This window comes from Fulvivirga imtechensis AK7 (assembly GCF_000331535.1).
GTDB lineage: Bacteria > Bacteroidota > Bacteroidia > Cytophagales > Cyclobacteriaceae > Fulvivirga > Fulvivirga imtechensis.
Map to the genome: position 1 here is coordinate 1 of NZ_AMZN01000101.1, position 18,644 is coordinate 18,644.

General features: G+C 44.4%; 16 protein-coding genes. 13 read left to right on the top strand and 3 right to left on the bottom strand.

Annotation, left to right across the window (positions count from 1 at the left end):
* The first annotated feature begins 163 nt into the window (after positions 1-163).
* On the top strand, positions 164-2,542 hold the full coding sequence (locus tag C900_RS24580) for an ABC transporter permease (RefSeq protein ID WP_009583064.1): 2,379 nt from the start codon (positions 164-166) through the stop codon (positions 2,540-2,542).
* A gap of 250 nt (positions 2,543-2,792) precedes the next feature.
* On the opposite strand, the gene C900_RS24585 is transcribed toward C900_RS24580, so the two are convergent.
* Positions 2,793-5,090, bottom strand: coding sequence for a TonB-dependent receptor (locus C900_RS24585; RefSeq protein WP_040497505.1), 2,298 nt, complete (start codon positions 5,088-5,090; stop codon positions 2,793-2,795).
* A gap of 264 nt (positions 5,091-5,354) precedes the next feature.
* Here C900_RS24585 and C900_RS24590 point away from each other — a divergent pair, with 264 nt between their 5' ends.
* The 5 genes from C900_RS24590 to C900_RS24610 all read left to right on the top strand — a co-directional run bounded on the left by C900_RS24590 (position 5,355) and on the right by C900_RS24610 (position 9,758).
* Complete coding sequence (locus C900_RS24590; protein WP_009583066.1) at positions 5,355-6,059, top strand: SRPBCC family protein; 705 nt, start codon at positions 5,355-5,357, stop codon at positions 6,057-6,059.
* 427 nt (positions 6,060-6,486) lie between these two features.
* Positions 6,487-7,515: an SDR family NAD(P)-dependent oxidoreductase gene (locus C900_RS24595; RefSeq protein WP_009583067.1), complete on the top strand. Its 1,029-nt coding sequence runs from the start codon at positions 6,487-6,489 to the stop codon at positions 7,513-7,515.
* Between the two features lie 86 nt (positions 7,516-7,601).
* A complete protein-coding gene (locus C900_RS24600; RefSeq protein WP_040497503.1) occupies positions 7,602-7,931 on the top strand; it encodes a DMT family protein in 330 nt (109 codons plus the stop codon).
* Positions 7,932-8,019: 88 nt separating this feature from the next.
* On the top strand, positions 8,020-8,577 hold the full coding sequence (locus tag C900_RS28970) for a TetR/AcrR family transcriptional regulator (protein WP_009583070.1): 558 nt from the start codon (positions 8,020-8,022) through the stop codon (positions 8,575-8,577).
* Positions 8,574-9,758, top strand: coding sequence for an FAD-dependent monooxygenase (locus tag C900_RS24610; protein ID WP_009583071.1), 1,185 nt, complete (start codon positions 8,574-8,576; stop codon positions 9,756-9,758). The genes C900_RS28970 and C900_RS24610 overlap by 4 nt, the downstream gene beginning before the upstream one ends.
* 39 nt (positions 9,759-9,797) lie before the next feature.
* Here C900_RS24610 and C900_RS24615 read toward each other — a convergent pair whose 3' ends face one another.
* Positions 9,798-10,322, bottom strand: a complete 525-nt coding sequence (locus tag C900_RS24615; protein ID WP_040497504.1) for a DUF892 family protein — start codon at positions 10,320-10,322, stop codon at positions 9,798-9,800.
* Positions 10,323-10,628: 306 nt separating this feature from the next.
* Between C900_RS24615 and C900_RS24620 the strand changes: the two genes are divergently transcribed.
* The 6 genes from C900_RS24620 to C900_RS24645 all read left to right on the top strand — a co-directional run bounded on the left by C900_RS24620 (position 10,629) and on the right by C900_RS24645 (position 17,515).
* Positions 10,629-10,958 carry a four-helix bundle copper-binding protein gene (locus tag C900_RS24620; RefSeq protein WP_009583073.1) on the top strand — a complete coding sequence of 110 codons (330 nt, stop codon included), beginning with the start codon at positions 10,629-10,631 and terminating at the stop codon, positions 10,956-10,958.
* A gap of 78 nt (positions 10,959-11,036) precedes the next feature.
* Positions 11,037-12,620, top strand: coding sequence for a vitamin K epoxide reductase family protein (locus C900_RS24625; protein ID WP_009583074.1), 1,584 nt, complete (start codon positions 11,037-11,039; stop codon positions 12,618-12,620).
* A gap of 69 nt (positions 12,621-12,689) precedes the next feature.
* A complete protein-coding gene (locus tag C900_RS24630; RefSeq protein ID WP_009583075.1) occupies positions 12,690-13,685 on the top strand; it encodes an SDR family oxidoreductase in 996 nt (331 codons plus the stop codon).
* Positions 13,686-13,820: 135 nt separating this feature from the next.
* A complete protein-coding gene (locus C900_RS24635; protein WP_009583076.1) occupies positions 13,821-14,372 on the top strand; it encodes an HD domain-containing protein in 552 nt (183 codons plus the stop codon).
* Positions 14,373-14,670: 298 nt separating this feature from the next.
* Positions 14,671-16,536 (top strand): endonuclease, encoded by a 1,866-nt coding sequence (locus C900_RS24640; RefSeq protein ID WP_009583077.1) that lies wholly within the window; start codon positions 14,671-14,673, stop codon positions 16,534-16,536.
* 196 nt (positions 16,537-16,732) lie between these two features.
* Entirely contained in the window at positions 16,733-17,515 is a 783-nt protein-coding gene (locus C900_RS24645) for a hypothetical protein (protein WP_009583079.1), read from the top strand.
* A 300-nt stretch (positions 17,516-17,815) separates the two neighbouring features.
* On the opposite strand, the gene C900_RS24650 is transcribed toward C900_RS24645, so the two are convergent.
* A complete protein-coding gene (locus C900_RS24650; protein ID WP_009583080.1) occupies positions 17,816-18,148 on the bottom strand; it encodes a substrate-binding domain-containing protein in 333 nt (110 codons plus the stop codon).
* Between the two features lie 72 nt (positions 18,149-18,220).
* Here C900_RS24650 and galT point away from each other — a divergent pair, with 72 nt between their 5' ends.
* Positions 18,221-18,499, top strand: coding sequence for a galactose-1-phosphate uridylyltransferase (gene galT, locus C900_RS29510; protein ID WP_245558484.1), 279 nt, complete (start codon positions 18,221-18,223; stop codon positions 18,497-18,499).
* Positions 18,500-18,644 lie beyond the last annotated feature (145 nt).

Sequence of the window (18,644 nt, forward strand, 5' to 3'; positions counted from 1 at the left end):
AATATTGCATCCCTACCGGGATGCTTAAGTTAACGGCTATGGGAACAGATCCGGGGAGAAATTGTAAGAGTGAGCAGATTTTTTCGTGCTACTTTCTGTAACCTCGTCACTGCAAGCCGCGTCAAAGGGTTTAAATTTTACTAAACCAACAAAAAATAGTACGATGATTAAGAATTACCTCACCATTGCACTTAGGAATCTTCGGAAAAATAAGATCTATCTACTTATTAACACTTTCGGAATGGGCATAGCCATGGCCTGCTGTCTGACAGCCTACCTGTTGATAGCCTTCAACATCGAATTTGATGACTATTTCAGAAAAGATAAGGGAACAAAGCGGATTGTTAAGGTGATGCATCACTATGAATATGCCAACGGTGATCAGGACCAGGACCTGACAGCGCCTATTACCATGGCACCATGGGCTGCAGAAGATATTCCGGCTATCGAAGAATATACCCGGTTTGTCAACCGCTGGGGCACTTTAAGTAACGAAGACAAAGCTTTTGAAGAAAATCTTCGATTTGCAGATGTTTCGTTTTTCGATATGTTTAAAATGGACCTTAAAAGCGGATCCCTTAAAAATTTTAAAAATCAGCAAACGGTGTTTTTGAGTGAAGCCACTGCGGAGAAATATTTCGGAGATGAGGACCCGGTGGGAAAAACAATGGCTGTGGAATTCAACGATAAAAATTATGAACTGACTGTAGGAGGAGTGCTGGCAAAATTCCCTATGAACATTTCTTTTAATATTCAGGCGCTGCTCAGAGTGGAGTTGTTCCTCGATGCGCATGAAATAGAACCGGACGATTGGGAATACACTTCATCTGTGCTATTTAAGCTTCATAACGTCAACCAGCGTGAATCGGTTAGTATGGTGCTCAACAGGTACGCAACCTTGTGGAATGAAACAAGGAAAGAAGACAAAACGCTGTCGTTTGAATTGGTGCCTTTCTACACTCCTGTCATCAATGGGGAGGTGAACAAAAGCGACCTTCGGCTTCCAATCCCCTATATTGCCCTGTTTATTTTTTCCGGCTTGGCTACTATTATCCTGTTGATTGCTTGTTTTAATCTTACCAACACCACCATAGCGCTGACCGGTAAACGCATGAAGGAGATTGGAGTGCGGAAAGTGATGGGGTCAGGGAGAGGTCAGATCATCTCTCAATTTATCCTAGAGACGGTGATTACCATATCACTGGCCATAGTGGCCGGAGTGGTTATGGCACAGATCATCATACCGCACTTTGCCACCATGTGGCAGTTGCAATACGGTCTGGAGGACCTGAGCAGTATGAATTTTATCATGGCATTGCTCGTGCTTCTGTTTATTTCAGCAATATTGGCTGGTGTTTATCCAGCATTGTTCGGTAGTAAATTCCGTCCGGTAGAGTTGCTGAAAGGAAGGAAGCAGGTAAAAGGCACAAATCTTTTCACCAGGACATTGCTGGTCTTCCAGTTTTCGCTTTCCGTAATTGTACTGACAGCAGGCACCATTTTTACTCAAAATGCTGCTTATCAGCAGGAGCTTGATCTTGGGTATGATAGCGAAAAACTGGTCAACGTTAAAGTAAAAAGGCAAAGAAGTTTTGAACAATTTAAGCGTGTATTGACTGCTAACCCTGAAATTGAAGCTGTTGCCGGTGCAAAAAATACTATTGGACCTTACAGTGCCTCCAATGTGACTGTACGCTTTGATACCACCGGGCTGTTTAAAACGGATCTGTACCATGTGGGCGCAGGCTATTTTGATGTTGTAGGCTTACAGATTACCGCAGGGCGTGATTTTATAGAAGGCAGCGAAACGGACTACTCATCTGCGGTAATAGTGGATGAAAACTTTGTAGCCAATCACCGGTTGGTAAACCCTATTGATCAGCGCCTGTTTTACCGGGATAAGCCATACCGCATTGTAGGTGTTGTGAAAAATCACTTGAGCGGCTTGAAGGAGCACAATAACAGTGAACATATCTATATGCTGGCGCCCCCTTCGGAATATACCACTATGGTAGTCAAAGTTGGTGCTAACACCGCTTCGTCATTACTGGGTTCGCTGAGAAAGGAGTGGAAAGGACTATTTGCTGACGATCCTTTCATTTATACACTGCAGGAGGATGTAGTTTATGAAGAAGCAAATGGCTATAACAAAAATTTACAACAGATATTCTTCTTTCTCACAGTGTTGGGGTGTCTGCTTTCTGCCTGTGGCATTTATGCATTGGCCAGTCTCAACGTGCAAAAGAGAATCAAAGAAATAGGAGTAAGAAAGGTGTTAGGAGCTACGGTGACCAGTATCTTAAAATTGGTCAACAGGGAGTTTGCCATTATTCTGACGCTGGCCGCAGTGCTGGGCGGGGCAGGCGGCTACGTTCTTACCAGTGGTTTACTGGAAGACCTGTATGCTCAGCATATGGAGATCGGCTGGGTCTCTGTTTTATTATGCTGTATCACGATCTTTATTATCGGAATATCAGCGACAAGTGGCACTATCTTTAAAGCTGCCATGACAAATCCCAGCAAAACATTGAGGGATGATTAAGTGGTCAGTCAGTCAACCAGTGGCCAGTATCCAGTGACCACAAGCCACTTGGAGGACACCTGAAGTTCAATGTAGAAGCATAGTACGAGAGCATAACAAATGCAATATGCGAACGGAGCATTTTTTAGCGGTCTGTTGGACACACGTGCACTATGCTCCTCCCGGGGAAGCCGATTTATTGACTAATCCCTTGCCAATTGCTTCTGCCACCTGCCAACTAATCCACCGGCTCACAGCTTATAGCTTGCCGCTACAACTTATAGCTCACCAACACCGATCCATAATAATTCCTGGGCAAGCCCGGATAATAGTACCTTGGTGCTGAACCACCAAAGCCCACAGCATTTACCAGTACCATAGCAGCATAGTTTTCATCGGTAATGTTATTTACCCCAAAGCTGACATCCACATTAAAATGTTGTCCTATTGCGGTTTGGTAGCCTGCTTTTCCGTGCAATATGTTATAGCTCTCGCTAAATGCGCTGTTTTGATCATTTAAAGGTATCTTTCCCACATAGCTGTAGTCAAAATAAAGGTAAAATCCTTTAGCCAAGGACATGTCAAGGCCAAAGTTCAGTGTTTGTTGAGGAACGCCTGTCAGCTCATTTCCGGAATAATCCTGGTCTTCATGAACAAAGACATCAAACTTATAATCCATAAATGTTGCGGCAAGGTAAGGTTTCACAGACCATCTCACCCCATCAGCTATCTCGAAGTTGACCATTGCCTCAAGGCCGTTGTGGATTGTTCTTCCGGCATTCACACCAACATACGTATCAGGGCCCACCCGTTCAGCTACCAGCAGATCTTCGATTTCCATACGGTAGATAGACACTTCCGTATGAAGTCTGCCGTTAAGCCAACTTGATTTGCTTCCAACTTCGTAGCTCCAGCCAGCCTCTGGCTGTATGTCAGGATTAATGCGTCCTTCCGGAGTCAGCGTTTCGGCCAGACTGGGAGGTGAGAAGCCGTGGCTTACGGAGGCAAAAAGCACATTGTTTTGAGTTATTTTATAAGATAAGGCCATGCGCGGAGACCAGGTATGGTCGAAAGTGTAATTTCCGGACTGATCAATGCTGTCGGCAGGGTACAGGTCGGTGAGCGTGTAACTTGTGTTGTTGAAGTTCAGCCCAAATTGGGCGGCCAGTTTGGGAGTAAACTGTAAATTGGCCTGGGCGAACAGATTGTAATACTGCCTTGCCTCTTCATTGTCGCTCAGTATGCCTCCTGCAATGCTTCCCTGGCCTGGAAATTGCTCATAAAGGTTCTGATAAGTTGCCCATTGATGCCAGTCGTTGAAGTATTCCATTCCAAGGCTAAAACTGCTATAAATATTAAAGAACTCTTTTTCTGCAACCAGCCGGGACCGGAAGCCTATGCCAATGGTATTTTCCTTCAGAATATCGAATGGTCGGGGTTCATCTGCATAACGGAAGCTGACAAATGTGCTGCTGATATGCTTGATGTTTCTTGCGAGGTCATATTCATAGGAAAACCCTGCTGAGGCCTTATCGTACGCTTCATAGCCTCTTGCCTGCTTCCAGGTGAAGGCCGCCTTTTCAGGAGAGCTTTTATAAGTTTCATAATTGATGGAACTGGGAATGTAGGCTTTCAAGTTGGTATACAAACCCAGCAGGGAGAACTTGCTCCTGTCATTAGGGAAAAAATGACCTGTAATAACCACCGATTGCCTGTCATAGGCGTTGTTTTCCCGAAAGCCATCACTATGAACATTCGCATAGGAAACTGCAAGTTGCTTGTTGCCTTTTCCTGCCAGATATTGCAAAACGTTTCTCCTCAATCCATAAGATCCTGCCGTGCTTTTTGCATGCGCTACATTTTCTCCGGTGGTGGCAGTGCGCGAGTGCAAATTGATCACGCCTCCCAAGCCTGCACCATAAACACTTGACCCTGGTCCCTTGATCACCTCTATACGCTGAATAGCGCTGAGGTCAATATCTTCCAAAGCTGTAGTGCCTTCTCCTGAAGTAAGTGGAATATCATCAAAGTAGGCTTTGATCTTATCAGTGTCATAGGGAGTTCGTGCTCCTACACCTCTTATGGTGATCCGGTTAGTATTCAGGCTGCCGGAGTGCATATATATTCCGGGGATACGATTCAATGCCGGGGTTACGATCATTTCATCATTTCGTTCCAACTGTTTTCTGCTAATCAGATTTATGGTAGCCGGTGCATCCAGGTACCGTTCTTTGATATGTGATGCCCTCACAATTACTTCAAGAAGATTGGTTTCCTGTGCTTGTAGTGTGATAATAACCATTTCATCATTAGCAGATACCCGTACATGCTGTGGATCATAACCCACATGGGAAACCTGAAGAAGAACCGGAAGGAAAGTTTCCAGGGAAAAATAGCCTTTTTCATCTGAGGTTGTGCCGGTACTGTCTTGTAAGTTAAAAATAGATGCGTGTGCCAGAGGCTGAAAATTTGTACCGTCAAGCACCCTCCCGCGAATTGACTGACCAGGCGCTTTGCCAAATGAGGTGACAAGTGTTAAGAGTAAACTGATCTTGATGAGTTGTTTCATATTCATAGAACAGGCAAAGATGGAAGACGTTTAGTATAGTAACTAAATTAATGCATATTCACTTAAATGTGTCGATCCTGAAGTTCAAGTGGTCAATTTATTCCTCGACAACTGTTTAATTTATTACACATTATAATATTGATTTTGGGGGTAACCACTCCTTTATGGCTCATTTACAGGAGCTTAAAATACATATTCTGTCAGGGTGGTTCTGGTGTGTTATTTGTCCTATAAAGGAGATATGTGGAATAAAAATCAACGAGTATGAATGTTAAAAAACAAACAACGGAGGTGCTTCAAAAAGTACAAGAACCTTCTAAAGAGAATCTCAACACTTATGAACGTATAGGAGTAGCTTCTGGTGGTGCATTGCTGTCATACATAGGCATAAAAAATATGCGAAGAGGGTGGCCTCTGGCTGTAATAGGCGGTGCACTTGCTATTGCGGGAATTGCCGGAAAAAATCCGTTGTACCTGGTTAATAACCGTAGCAAAAAACATTTAAAAGTAAAAACCTCCATTTTGATCAATAAAGAGAAAGGTGAGGTTTACGACTTCTGGAGAAAGCTGGAGAATCTCCCTACTTTTATGAAGCACCTGAAAGAGGTGAGAGAGCTTAATGATAAGAAAAGCCATTGGAAAGCGGAGCTTGAAGGTGTGGATATTGAATGGGATGCAGAAATAACCAGAGACATTCAGGGGCAAAGAATTGGCTGGAGATCGCTGCCGGGGTCTGAGGTGCAAACAACAGGTCAGGTGGAATTCAGAGATGCTGCCGGCAATAAGGCTACCCAACTGACAGTCACACTTGAATATGCGGATCAAACCGGTAAGATCGCCAAAGCATTTGCTTCTATGTACCATCCGGTGTTTAAGGATCAGATAGAAGACGAGCTCAATGAGTGTAAAAGGATACTCGAGACTCGCAAGGTACAGGAGCCTAAAACTCAGCCACATGGTCATGGGTGATGGTGAATATATTAGAATAATGAAGAAGAAGGACATCTAAGAAGCAAGTCATCTCAACCCAAAGGGAAGATATCTATACACTTTGAAGCAGTTATTTGTGCATAGATCCCTCCTCGGGTCGATGACATTCTTAACTAGTGTTTGTAAGAAAACTCACGACTTATCGTCATTGCGAACGAAGTGCGGCAATCCCCTCTTCTTTAACGTACTTTAAGAGGGGATCGCTTCGATTTCTCCCCGTGGCGAGCCCGGGACAGGCGCGATGACGGCAAGAGTTTTCTTACAAACACTAACTAAAGAGCATCAAGGCCCACGGTGAGTTTCTACACATTTTAAGGAGATTCAAAATCAAGTTAGCAAATGGCAAATAGACTTTTGAATAGTCCTTTTCTTTTTGGAATTGAATAAAAATTAAAAACGAAAATACATGATGCGTTTTTCAGGAATAAATAAGTTTTTGTTAGGAAGTGCAACTGTTATCGGAGGAGCAATAGCGGTGAGGTCTATGGTTAGGGCTGTTAAAAAGTATAATCTGAGAGACAAAGTAGTATTAATCACCGGAGGCTCACGCGGTCTTGGCCTTGTAATGGCCAGGCAGTTGGTAGACCTTGGAGCAAAGGTGGTGGTTTGCGCTCGAGATGAAGAGGAGCTGGTACGCTCCGCTGAAGAGTTGTCGGTACGGACGCAACACTATCTGGCAGTGCCGTGTGATATTACAGACCCGAAACAGGTACAGCAACTGATCGAAGAAACAGAGAGCATCATGGGTCCTGTTGACGTGCTTATTAATAATGCCGGAATAATACAGGTAGGGCCTATGGAAACTCTCTCAGATCAGGATTATGAACAGGCCATGAAGGTGCATTTCTGGGGACCTTATTATCTAATGAAGGCTGTGATACCCGGAATGAAGCAACGAAAGAACGGTCGCATAGTCAACATCGTTTCGATAGGAGACAAGGTTAGTTTTCCTCACCTTCTCCCGTACAATGCAAGTAAATATGCCTTGTCAGGACTTTCGGAAGGGCTGACTGCAGAGTTGCGCAGAAGTGGCATAAAGGTCACCACCATTTATCCTGGTCTGATGAGAACAGGAAGCCCCCGTAACATTGACGTCAAAGGCCGTCATGAGGAAGAATATGCCTGGTTTAAAATATCAGACTCTTTGCCTGTGATCTCTATGAATGCGGAGCGGGCTTCCAAACAAATAATTAATGCCATGCGGCATGGAGAAAGGACCAGAACACTGTCATTCACTGCCAAGCTGGCAAAAGCGGTTCATGGAATAGCACCAGATCTTACCATATCAGCCTTTGAGGCCATCAACAGCCTGCTGCCCGGTCCGGAGGGAGGAAGTAAGGAAAAAAGAAAGGGTTATGAAAGTGATTCCGCCATATCTTCGTCTTCCCTTACGGAGAAAACCAAAAAGGCTGAAGTGAGAAATAACGAACTTTAAATGTTGAGATTATAGCTCCGAAAATTCGGAGACAAGTAATCATATTCAGGGGTGAATTTATACATTTGTGAAATTTTCCCTGAACTATGAAAACGATCTTGCTTCTGCTCATATCCAACATTTTTATGACTTTCGCCTGGTATGGACATCTGAAATTTACGCAGACATCGCTTTGGAAGGTTATCCTCATCAGTTGGGGCATAGCCTTTTTTGAGTACTGCTTTCAAGTGCCCGCCAACAGGATTGGGTATGGACAATTTAACGGATTTCAACTGAAAACCATTCAGGAGATCATCACGCTTGTCGTATTTGTGGCCTTTTCTATCTTCTATCTAAAGGAAGAGCTTAAGTGGAATTATCTTGTGGGATTTGTTTTTATCATGCTGGCTGTCTTCTTTATTTTTAAAAAATGGTGAAAGCAGCTTGAGACTGCCTGTAGGGAGGTTTGCATACACACATTTATTTTTTTACTTTTACTTACTAACCAGTCAGTCAGTCTGTGACATGCAAAATACAGAACGAGAAATTTCCATAAAGAAAATATTAGATACAGCGCTGGTGTTATTCGCTGATAAAGGGTTTAATCGCACTACTACAGATGAGATAGCTCGAAAGGCGAGGGTTTCCAAGGGGCTGATCTACTTTTATTTTTCCAGCAAAGAAGAGATACTAACCCGGCTGATAGAACACATATTTGATGAGGGTGGTGGTGAAATGGCTGATGGTGCAGAACCCCTGGAATTTATCGAACAGCTTCTGGAAAGCTTTAGAACTGCCCTTAAGGACATGACCAGATGGAAAGTGGCTACTTCTGTTTTGTTTCAAAACCAGAATCGAGAGGCAGTGAGGCTAATATTAAAAAATAAATACGTTCAATACTACAGCATTTTGAAGGATCAATTTGCCTTGTTGGGCAGCAGCGAACCGGAGATGGATGCTAAGGAGCTTTTGGCCATCATGGATGGAGTGGCATTACATTCAATATTTGCCGGAGATGTCTTCAAACCTGAAGCCGTCTTGGATTTTACTTTAAAGAGATATCGAAAACAATTCGGACCATGAATATTTTAATCTCAGGTGCCGGTATTGCCGGCCTTACAGCCGCCTGGTGGTTAAGCAGGCAGGGACATCAGGTAAAAGTGGTGGAAGTAGCCCCTGACCTGCGGGATGAAGGTTATATGATGGACTTCTTTGGACCTGGTTATGATGTGGCTGAGAAAATGGACATACTGGATGCTCTTGATCACCGGAGTTATGACATAGGCAGCTTTCATGCAGTTGATGCTCATGGCCGGTTGAAAAGCGGCTTCAATTACCACAAGCTGATCAGCCTGCTTGATAAAAGATATTTTCTGCTTATGCGCGGAGATCTCGTTAATGTTCTCCATGGCCAGTTGTCTTCTGCCGTGGATATAACCTATGGTACTACTATCGAAGCCATCGAGCAAACATCTGAGGATGTACAGGTCACTTTTAAAGATGGCGACATAGAAAAATATGATTTGGTGATCGGGGCAGATGGCATTCATTCTAAGGTCAGAGAACTGGTTTTTGGGAATGAGCAACAGTTTCAAAAATATCTGGGCTACCACGTTGCTGCTCTAATTTATAACAAGCCAATCCGGCTACCCGGAGAAGGGCCGGCCTTCTATTCAGTGACGGTGCCCGATAAACAGGCGGTGCTTTGTCCGCTACAGGAAGGTAAGTATGCTTCGTTCTTCATATGGAGAACCAAAAAGTATTCGTATATGACAGAGGAAGAACGACATGGAGTTCTTAAAGGCCTTTTTGAAAATGTGGGATGGGTGATACCCGAAGTGATAAATAGTGTAAAAAGTGATGAGAAGCTTTATTTTGACACCGTATCGCAAATCAGGATGGACAGATGGTATGATCGAAGGGTGGTATTGATAGGGGATGCCGCCTACTGTTTATCGCTTATGGCAGGTCAGGGCGCTTCTTTTGCTATGGCTGGTGCATATGTGTTGGCACGGTCGCTGCAGGAGTCTGACGGACGTCTGGCAGAGGCATTAAAAATATATCAGGACTTTCTCCAACCGGCCACATCGGAAAAGCAAAGAGTGGCTTTAAGATTTTCAAACTCTTTTGTACCTCGCAATAAGTTTTCAGTTTTTCTGAGCAATCTTTATATGAAGGTCATGTTTTTTCCTCCTTTTATGGGCTTTACTAAAAAACTGTTTGGCGTAGATGACAGCCGCCTTAACCTGCCGGCAGGGCCATAAAGAACATATTTTTGCTAAAGGAAACTTAAAAAATGGTGGTTAATGGAATTCACAGGCTTCTTCGTAAAGCTTTTTTCCATTAATGGCCTCCTTATAAAGCTCCTCAAGGGCAGCCAGCCGTTTTTCTATATCCTTTTCTTCGCGGAGCGCTCTTCTTAACAATCTGGTAATTTCGGGGTTAATAACCCCCTCAGCGCAATTGATCGTAGTCTCATAGCCATGCACTTGTGCGGTAGCTAGTGCGTGGCTGGTCACAATCATCATAGCATCCATGTGGCTGTTATCTGAAGCTTCTTTTGTAAGCTTTTTCTGAGAACTGGTCATGGCCAGTATTACATCATCCGCCGATCCTTTGGTGCTTTCTTTAAGTATATTGAAGATAATCTCGATTCTGTGCTGCTGGCGCAGTCTTTCTTCCATTTCTATTTCGTATGATTCCTTGAGGTCCAAGCCTGTAGCTTTGTTCTGAAGGTGGGCAAGTGATTTATAGATCAAGCTGTTTGCATGATACAGTCTGCGTACTTGCTGCAGAATCACTTTGGTGGGTTTGTTAGTCTTCTTCATGTTTTCTCCTTCTCCTTTACCTGTTTCACCACAATATTTGTGCTATAATTAACTAAAATAAATGGTATTTGCAACACCTGATTGTAAACTGCTGTGATATAGACATCTATATTGAAAAAAACTTCTGAAAGGTTGGTGCTAAGCCTTAGCTATTTTGACCTTTTAGACCCAAATCAAGACTTTCTTTTTCCTTTTTGGAAAGTCAAATGATTATTTAAAATGTATATCAGGCAGAACAGTCATCCCTTCCAACTGTTATTGAAATATAAAATGTTAAGATCCACCTAATAACAAAAATGAACGACTATGGAAAATACACAATTGATACAAACACTGGCCCGCTGTGCAGCAGCATGCGAAGCCTGTATGGACGCTTGTCTTGATGAAGAGGATATTAAAAGAATGGTGCGCTGCATCAGATTAGACCGGGACTGTGCTAAAATATGTTATACAACTGCCAGTCTGATTGCATCTAATTCTGATCATGCTGCACATTTGGTTAAAGAATGCGAAGAGATATGCAGGGCTTGTAAGGAGGAGTGTGAAAAGCATGAAATGGATCACTGTCAGGAATGTGCCCGCGCCTGTAGCGAATGTGAGGAAGCTTGTAGGAGTTACGAAGGTGCGGTGGTTTAAAATCAACGCCCTGGATTAATAAGGGAATAAGAGGAGAGGGGTCTCCTCTTATTTATTCTCACTAAAGCGGCATACCTAATGGCAGAAGAGCATAAATCTCACCGCAAAGAAAGACACAAACAGAAGCATAAAGGGCATGGCATGGGCACGCGTGGCGTTTCAAGACCTATGGCTGAAATGCAAATGATGCGGGGGCAACAGAAGGATAAGGACGATCAGGATAAAGAACAAAAACAAGATCATGGAAAACATAAGATGACCCGTGAGCAGCGCGAGCAAATGTTGCATATGCACCACATACAAACGCTTTGGGTGTACTGGATGATCGTGATGCTGGGTGTTTGGATGATACTCTCTCCACTTACCTTTAGCTATGGAAAGGCCACAGTGATGCCTAGTGGCGGCCGGGAAGTTTGGCTATCTATGGCAGAGCGTGTAATGGCCATGAAATGGAGTGATATTATCAGTGGTTTGCTGCTAATATACTTTGGATGGCGCTCCTTGACGCCCAACCGCCCCGTAAGCGTGTGGATATGCTGCTTCATTGGTATTTGGATAAGCATTGCGCCATTGTTATTCTGGGCTCCAAATGCAGGCGCCTATATCAACGGTACCTTGGTGGGAGCCCTGGTTATTGCGTTAACAATATTGATCCCCGGCATGCCCAATATGATCATGTATATGAAAATGGGTGGCCAGGTGCCTGCCGGGTGGAGCTATAATCCCTCCAGTTGGCCACAGCGCTGGATAATGATCGCCCTGGGCTTTGTCGGCTGGATGGTGTCACGGTATCTTGGCGCTTTTCAGTTGGGTTATATAGATCATGCCTGGGACCCCTTTTTCGGAGAGGGGACTCGGAAAGTACTTAACTCCAATATGAGCCATTCCTGGCCAATATCAGACGGAGCCTTTGGGGCGCTGGCTTATACATTTGAGTTTCTAATGGGTTGGATGGGCAGTCCCTCTCGCTGGAGAACAATGCCCTGGATGGTTACTTTGTTCGGTATTCTGGTAATTCCTCTGGGCCTGGTGCATATCTTTCTGGTTATCTCGCAGCCCGTTATGGTGGGTGAGTGGTGTACCCTCTGCCTATTGGCCGCAGCCATCATGTTGCCGATGATACCGTTGGAATTTGACGAAGTGGTGGCTATGGGGCAGCATATGGTGCGGGCTAAAAAAAGAGGAGAAAATCTCTGGAAGGTTTTCTGGAAAGGTAGTGAACCGGAAGAGTACAACCAGGACGAAAGATCTCCTAAGCTGATCGACCTTCCCAAAAAGCCAATGAAAATATTTAAGGCGTCTATCTGGGGTATGAGTTTTCCGTGGACATTGGTGGTATCAACACTGCTTGGGCTTTGGCTCATGTTTTCTCCCTCGGTATTTGGTGTGGGTATTGCAGCCAGCGCAGCAGATATCAATCACCTCGGAGGAGCTCTTATTGTGGTGGTATCCGTCATCTGTATGGGGGAAGTGATCAGAAGGGGGCGTTATTTCAACATTTTGTTGGGATTGACCGTTGCTATCATTCCCTGGTTTCTTCAGGATAGCAATTTAGCTCTGAATATCAGCGGAGTGGTAACAGGATTGATTGTTGCTGCTTTAGCTATACCGGCTGGTCCCAAAACGGAAACTTATGGTCTTTGGGATAAGTATGTTAAGTAGAGCACTCTCTAAATTCCGGAACGAAAGCATTAATCATCACCGAATTTTTGAATTTAAAAGATTATTGCCATGCATAGTAACAATAAACCAAAGCACAAAGGAGTAGTAGTAATTACCGGAGCCTCTGCAGGGGTGGGCCGTGCCTGTGCTACTGCTTTTGCGAAAAAAGGATATGACGTAGGGCTCATTGCCCGGGGAAAGGATGGCCTGGAAGGCGCTCAAAAAGAAGTTGAAGCCTTAGGAAAGCGGGCTTTATATTCTCAGGTTGACGTAGCCGATGCCCATGCTGTCGAAGAAGCAGCCGACTATTTCGAAAGGAAGTTGGGGCCTGTCGATGTTTGGGTGAATAATGCTATGAATAGCGTGTTTAGCCCCATCATGGATATGCAGCCCGAAGAATACAAAAGGGTGACGGAAGTAACCTATCTGGGCCAGGTATATGGCACTCTGGCAGCCATGAAACGGATGAACACAAGGAAGAAAGGCTCGATCGTATTCGTTGGTTCGGCATTAGCATACAGAGGTATACCATTGCAATCTGCATATTGCGCGGCAAAACACGCAGTACAGGGTTTTTATGATTCACTAAGAACAGAGCTTTTGCATGACAAAAGCCCGATAAAGGTTTCAATGGTAGAGCTGCCCGCATTGAATACGACCCAGTTTAGCTTTGTGAAGAGCCGTCTTCCTAACAAACCACGGCCGATGGGCGCTATTTATCAGCCTGAAATAGCTGCTGACGCTATTGTGTATGCAGCCGAACATAACCGAAGAGAGATGTTTGTTGGCTTTTCATCTATGAAGGCAATATTAGGTAACAAAATAGCCCCCTGGTATGCTGATCATGTGCTGGCAAAGGATGGTTATAAAGGACAGCAAACGGATGAACCTGAAGACCCTAATCGTCAGGATAATCTATGGGAGCCAATACCCGGAGATCATGGCTCTCATGGACGCTTCAATGCACAGGCTTACAAACAAAGCGAGCAATTATGGATCAGTAAGAACCGTAATTTGCTTTTGGGGGGATTGTTAGCAGTAGGAGCCCTGGTGTTACTACGTTAGCCAATAGAATATTCATATCGAAGAGGCTCCTGCAATGGCCGCTTTCGGTAATCAATTAAGGAGCCCCTGTTGTGTCAGCCTTTTTTACAAACAACAATGGTGTTGGTATAAGCAATGATTTTATGTGTGAAACCAATGGAAGAGCGTTTGAACAAAATCCGCTCATTTGCAGAGCATGCGCATGGAGACCAAATGCGGAGATATAGTGATGAAAAATACATCAGGCATCCTGAACGGGTGATGGAGCTTTGTCGCGAACATACACAGGATCATACTATACTGGCTGCGGCACTGCTACACGATGTTCTGGAAGATACTGAAGTAACTGAGCAGGAAATCGCTTCATTTCTAATAGAGGTGATGGAGACTTATGAAGCGGAACGCACTGTGCGGCTGGTAGTCGATCTTACAGACATTTATATAAAAAAGGACTATCCACACCTTAACCGTAAAAAGAGAAAAAGGAAAGAGGCAGAGCGACTGGGGAAGGCTCACCCTGATGCGCAAACGGTAAAATATGCCGATATTATTGACAACACCGTAGATTTGGCAGAAAACGATGAGGATTTTGCCCGTGTATTCCTGAAAGAGGCGCAACTCATCTTAAGCAAAATGCATGATGGCCACCCCGGCCTTAGAAAGAAAGCCAGAGAAACAGTGGAGCATTACTCCAGCCTGGTTTTCTAATTGGTGCTTGTAAGAAAACTCTTTCCGTCATCGCAACAAATGGAAGCGACCCCCTCTTAACAATGCGTTAAACGAAGAGGGGATTGCCGCACTTTGTTCGGAATGACGATATGCCGGGAGTTTTCTTATAAAGCACTAATTACTATTTCTATCTAAAGCCTGTCATATACAGCATGCTTGAAGCCTGCAGCTAACAGTTTGCAGCTTTATTCATATTCCCATAACAATTACATATCCCTGATTTACAAAAAAATGGGTTATTTTTAAAGAGATTTTTCAACCTCTAAACCTGTTTATAATGAAAAAAATCAACAAGCTGGCGGCATGTCTGGCATGCTGCTTTGTCGGGTATTCTTCTTATGCCCAAATCAACAATGGAGCCTTTGAAGCCTGGTCGGGTGGTAGTCCTGACGGCTGGACCACCATTGATGCCGGGGTGTCGGTAAGCCAAAATACGACTATTGTTAAAGAGGGAAGTTCTTCGGCAAGTATCACGGTGAACACCTCTACCCAGGGTGATACCGATATCAGGCAAACGATCAATGTAAGCTCCGGCCAAAGCTATACTTTTTCGGTGTGGGTATACCATACCGAAGGAGGAGTAAGGCTCAGACTTTACGTAGATGGTTATCAGGTGTATTCTGACCCTTCACTTACTAATCAATGGCAACAAGTAACTTTTAACTACACACCCTCTGCCTCGTCTATAGAGGTGGGGATGCGTTTTTACGATGTTTCGGGCTTTGACGGTTCTGAAGTGGTGTATGTAGACGATTATCAGCCGGCAACTGCCAGCGGAGGTGGAGGTTCTTGCAGTGAAACGGAAGTGGTGTTGAGCCTCGTGACAGACAATTACGCCTCAGAGACCAGTTGGGAGTTGAAAGATACTTCAGGTACCGTGCTCTACAATGGTAACGGCTATGCAAACAACAGCAGCTATTCAGAAACATTTTGTCTGGCTGATGGCTCTTACGATTTTGTTATCTATGATTCCTATGGCGATGGCATCTGCTGTGCCTATGGACAGGGTGCTTATGCTCTTACGTCAGGAGGTACTACGTTGAGTTCCGGTGGTGCCTTTGGCGCTTCGGAAGCAGTATCCTTTACCATAGGTCCGGGTGGCGGAGGTGGTAGTGGCGATTACTACAGCAGCGCAGCGGGCTTGTCCGGGTATACTTTAAAAACCGCGTTGCATAACATTATAAAAGACCATAGCAGCCAGGGTTACAGCGCTTTGTGGACATTCTATGCCGCCCATGAATTGGATAGCTACTATGAAAATGATGGTACGATCCTGGATATTTATTCCGAAAATCCTTCGGGAGCGGACCCATATAATTTTACGAAATCGACCAACCAGTGTGGTACCTATTCAGCGGAGGGAGACTGCTACAACAGAGAGCATTCCTTTCCCAGAAGCTGGTTTGGCGGAGCGGTGGAGCCAATGAATTCGGATGTGCACCACATTTTTGCCTCGGATGGCTATGTCAATGGCCGAAGAAGCAGCTACCCTTATGGAGAAGTAGGATCAGCAACTTATACTTCTGATAATGGCAGCCGGTTAGGCTCCGGGGCTTCCGGGCTAGGCTACGGTGGCACTGTATTCGAGCCTATCGATGAATTTAAAGGTGATCTCGCTCGCGCTATGTTCTATATGGCCACCCGTTATGAGAATGTAATAGGTTCATGGGAAACCAATAGCACTTATGGAGATGCAGTACTGAATGGCACTGGTGATCAGGTTTTTGAATCATGGACGCTCAATATGCTGATCAACTGGCATAACAGCGACCCCGTCAGCGCCAAAGAAATAGCCAGAAATGAAGCCGCATATGCTCATCAGGGGAATAGAAACCCGTTTGTAGACCATCCTGAATATGTGGCTGCTATCTGGGGCTCCGGGAGTAGTTTTGCACGGGGAGGAGTAACTGACATCCAAACAGAGTACAGGCAAAATCATCTTTTGGTGGAGCATGGAACAGGAAGAGCAGTGAATGTGACGGTTTATGATGGTTCGGGTAGAAAAATTGTAGATTGGGAGTGCAAAGGTGATCAGTCTCCAACTACATCCATCCCCGTGAAACTCAACACTAACGCACTTTACATCATAAAGGTATATTCCGGTGACAAAGTGATGAGTAAGAAGATTATGATCCGGGAGTAATTTTTGATTGATACGGTGAAAAAACCTCCTGCTTCGGAAAAGCAGGAGGTTTTTTGTTCCGGTTGATGTTTGAAGTAGCCACTGAGACCTTCCCATAGGTGATCTTGTAAACATTGTACAACAATGTGAAAATATTCGAGAAGCATTTGCCCACTCATGTCAATATCTTGCTTTTACAACTTAAAACCCAACCATTATGAACCAAAAAAGCAAATTATTCTCGAAATTATGCCTTTTAGCGGGCATAGTAGTATTGTCTTCCTGTCAGGAAGAAGATGTTCCGTTAGCAGAGGCACAGCCGCAAAACCTTGATGCCAAAATGGTGGAGCTTATCACCAAAGACGGATACGAAACAAAAGACATTTATGTCAAAGACGGATTTTACCGTGTGAAGGGAGTCGACATCGTCTATGATAAGGATATGGCCAAAAACATTTCAGAAGCCGAGTCCATTGAAGAGCAACGGTGGCATGGTGTACAAACCTATTATTCTTACACCAGGGATGTCAGGATTTATAAAGATCCTTCATTTCCTGATTACTTGTATGGTGGGCCTTTGTATTATGCCGCCAGGCATTGGAGTAATATCAGCCCGAATATTAATATCACTATTACCAGCTCCAGAAGCAATGCCGATATCGTAGTATCAGGGTATTATGACAGTGGAGAATACGGATGGGCAGTGGCCTCGCTTCCTACTGGTAATGGAAATGTAGGGCCATGGATGTGGATCAACACCTACCAGCCGCATAACCAGAGTTATGGTGACAAGGTAGCCCTGATGGTGCATGAGCTCGGACATACATTAGGATACAGGCATACTGACCAGGGGGGAGGATATCATATTCCCGGTACTCCTTCCAGTGACAGGTATTCTGTGATGAATTCAGGGGTGCCGAATGGTTTATGGCAATACAATTCGGCCGGGTGGTCTTATGGAGACAGAGCAGCTATCAATTGGGCCTATGGCTTGTATTGATTGATGGCAGAGGTTAGTTAGTGTTTGTAAGAAAACTCTTGCCGTCATCGCGCCTGTCCCGGGCTCGCCACGGGGAGGAATCGAAGCGATCCCCTCTTAAAGTACGTTAAAGAAGAGGAGATTGCCGCACTTCGTTCGCAATGACGATAAGCCGTGAGTTTTCTTATAAACACTAACTGGTTTATTCAACTGTTGCAATGTTTCTTTTATGAGTTGCTTTGAAGTTACATTGCAGCAGCATTTTTCTTATTGATTAAAATCCCCACTATTCACCCAAAGGTTTCGTAGTATTCCTCAGGATCAGTTGGTGTTCAGCGTGATGGTTCTGGAAGTGCCTTTATACCCTTTGATCTGGTCTATCAGAAGTTTCGCGGCACATTTGCCCATTTCATGAGATGGCTGCGCTACTGTGGAGAGGGCAGGTTCAATGAGGGCTGAGATAGGATCATCGGTGAACCCCACTACGGATACATCTTCCGGGATACGCAGGTGGTTTGCTTTCAGCACCTGGATCACCTGTAGCGCTACAGGGTCGTTGATACAAAAAATAGCATCAGGCGGTTCATTAAGTGCTAAAAGTCGTTGTGTGGCATGGTGGGCATCATCTTGTTTTTGATAATGACTATCCCGCACTTATCAAAGGCAACGATGGCAAAGTTTTAAATGAAGAAGATCTACTTATAGCCCGGGTGGAAAATCATCCACCTGCTTACGAGAACTTACGACAATCTTTTTGATGTCTCATTCCCCTATTCATCGGGTATTCATCAGGCACCAACTGATGATAGCGAACACCCCGAATGGCATCTGCATATGCATTTTTATCCGCCACTACTCCGTTCAGAGACTATAAAAAAGTTTATGGTTGGATTTGAGATGTTAGGCAATCCGCAGAGAGATATCACACCTGAAGAGAGTGCTTTAAAATTAAGGCAATTGTGTAGAGGGGTAGTGAGTCTGTATCAGTCTGAACATAAGCAATAGGGCTGTCCCAAAAGACCAAACTCTGAAAGTCGTTCTGACGGAGGAAGAATCCTACTAAGATCGAAAGCACCTTCCTTATAACTTAGTAGGATCCCTCGTTACCTACCAATGACAAGTTGTGCAATACATTGATAATCAATCAACT

Bases quoted from the DNA above. Each gene is read 5' to 3' on its own strand.
- C900_RS24645 (WP_009583079.1), top strand. From the start codon at position 16,733: ATGAACCAAAAAAGCAAATTATTCTCGAAATTATGCCTTTTAGCGGGC.
- C900_RS24610 (WP_009583071.1), top strand. From the start codon at position 8,574: ATGAATATTTTAATCTCAGGTGCCGGTATTGCCGGCCTTACAGCCGCC.
- C900_RS24630 (WP_009583075.1), top strand. From the start codon at position 12,690: ATGCATAGTAACAATAAACCAAAGCACAAAGGAGTAGTAGTAATTACC.
- C900_RS28970 (WP_009583070.1), top strand. From the start codon at position 8,020: ATGCAAAATACAGAACGAGAAATTTCCATAAAGAAAATATTAGATACA.
- C900_RS24625 (WP_009583074.1), top strand. From the start codon at position 11,037: ATGGCAGAAGAGCATAAATCTCACCGCAAAGAAAGACACAAACAGAAG.
- C900_RS24615 (WP_040497504.1), bottom strand. From the start codon at position 10,322: ATGAAGAAGACTAACAAACCCACCAAAGTGATTCTGCAGCAAGTACGC.
- C900_RS24635 (WP_009583076.1), top strand. From the start codon at position 13,821: ATGGAAGAGCGTTTGAACAAAATCCGCTCATTTGCAGAGCATGCGCAT.
- C900_RS24580 (WP_009583064.1), top strand. From the start codon at position 164: ATGATTAAGAATTACCTCACCATTGCACTTAGGAATCTTCGGAAAAAT.
- C900_RS24620 (WP_009583073.1), top strand. From the start codon at position 10,629: ATGGAAAATACACAATTGATACAAACACTGGCCCGCTGTGCAGCAGCA.
- C900_RS24590 (WP_009583066.1), top strand. From the start codon at position 5,355: ATGAATGTTAAAAAACAAACAACGGAGGTGCTTCAAAAAGTACAAGAA.
- C900_RS24595 (WP_009583067.1), top strand. From the start codon at position 6,487: ATGATGCGTTTTTCAGGAATAAATAAGTTTTTGTTAGGAAGTGCAACT.
- C900_RS24585 (WP_040497505.1), bottom strand. From the start codon at position 5,090: ATGAAACAACTCATCAAGATCAGTTTACTCTTAACACTTGTCACCTCA.
- C900_RS24600 (WP_040497503.1), top strand. From the start codon at position 7,602: ATGAAAACGATCTTGCTTCTGCTCATATCCAACATTTTTATGACTTTC.
- C900_RS24640 (WP_009583077.1), top strand. From the start codon at position 14,671: ATGAAAAAAATCAACAAGCTGGCGGCATGTCTGGCATGCTGCTTTGTC.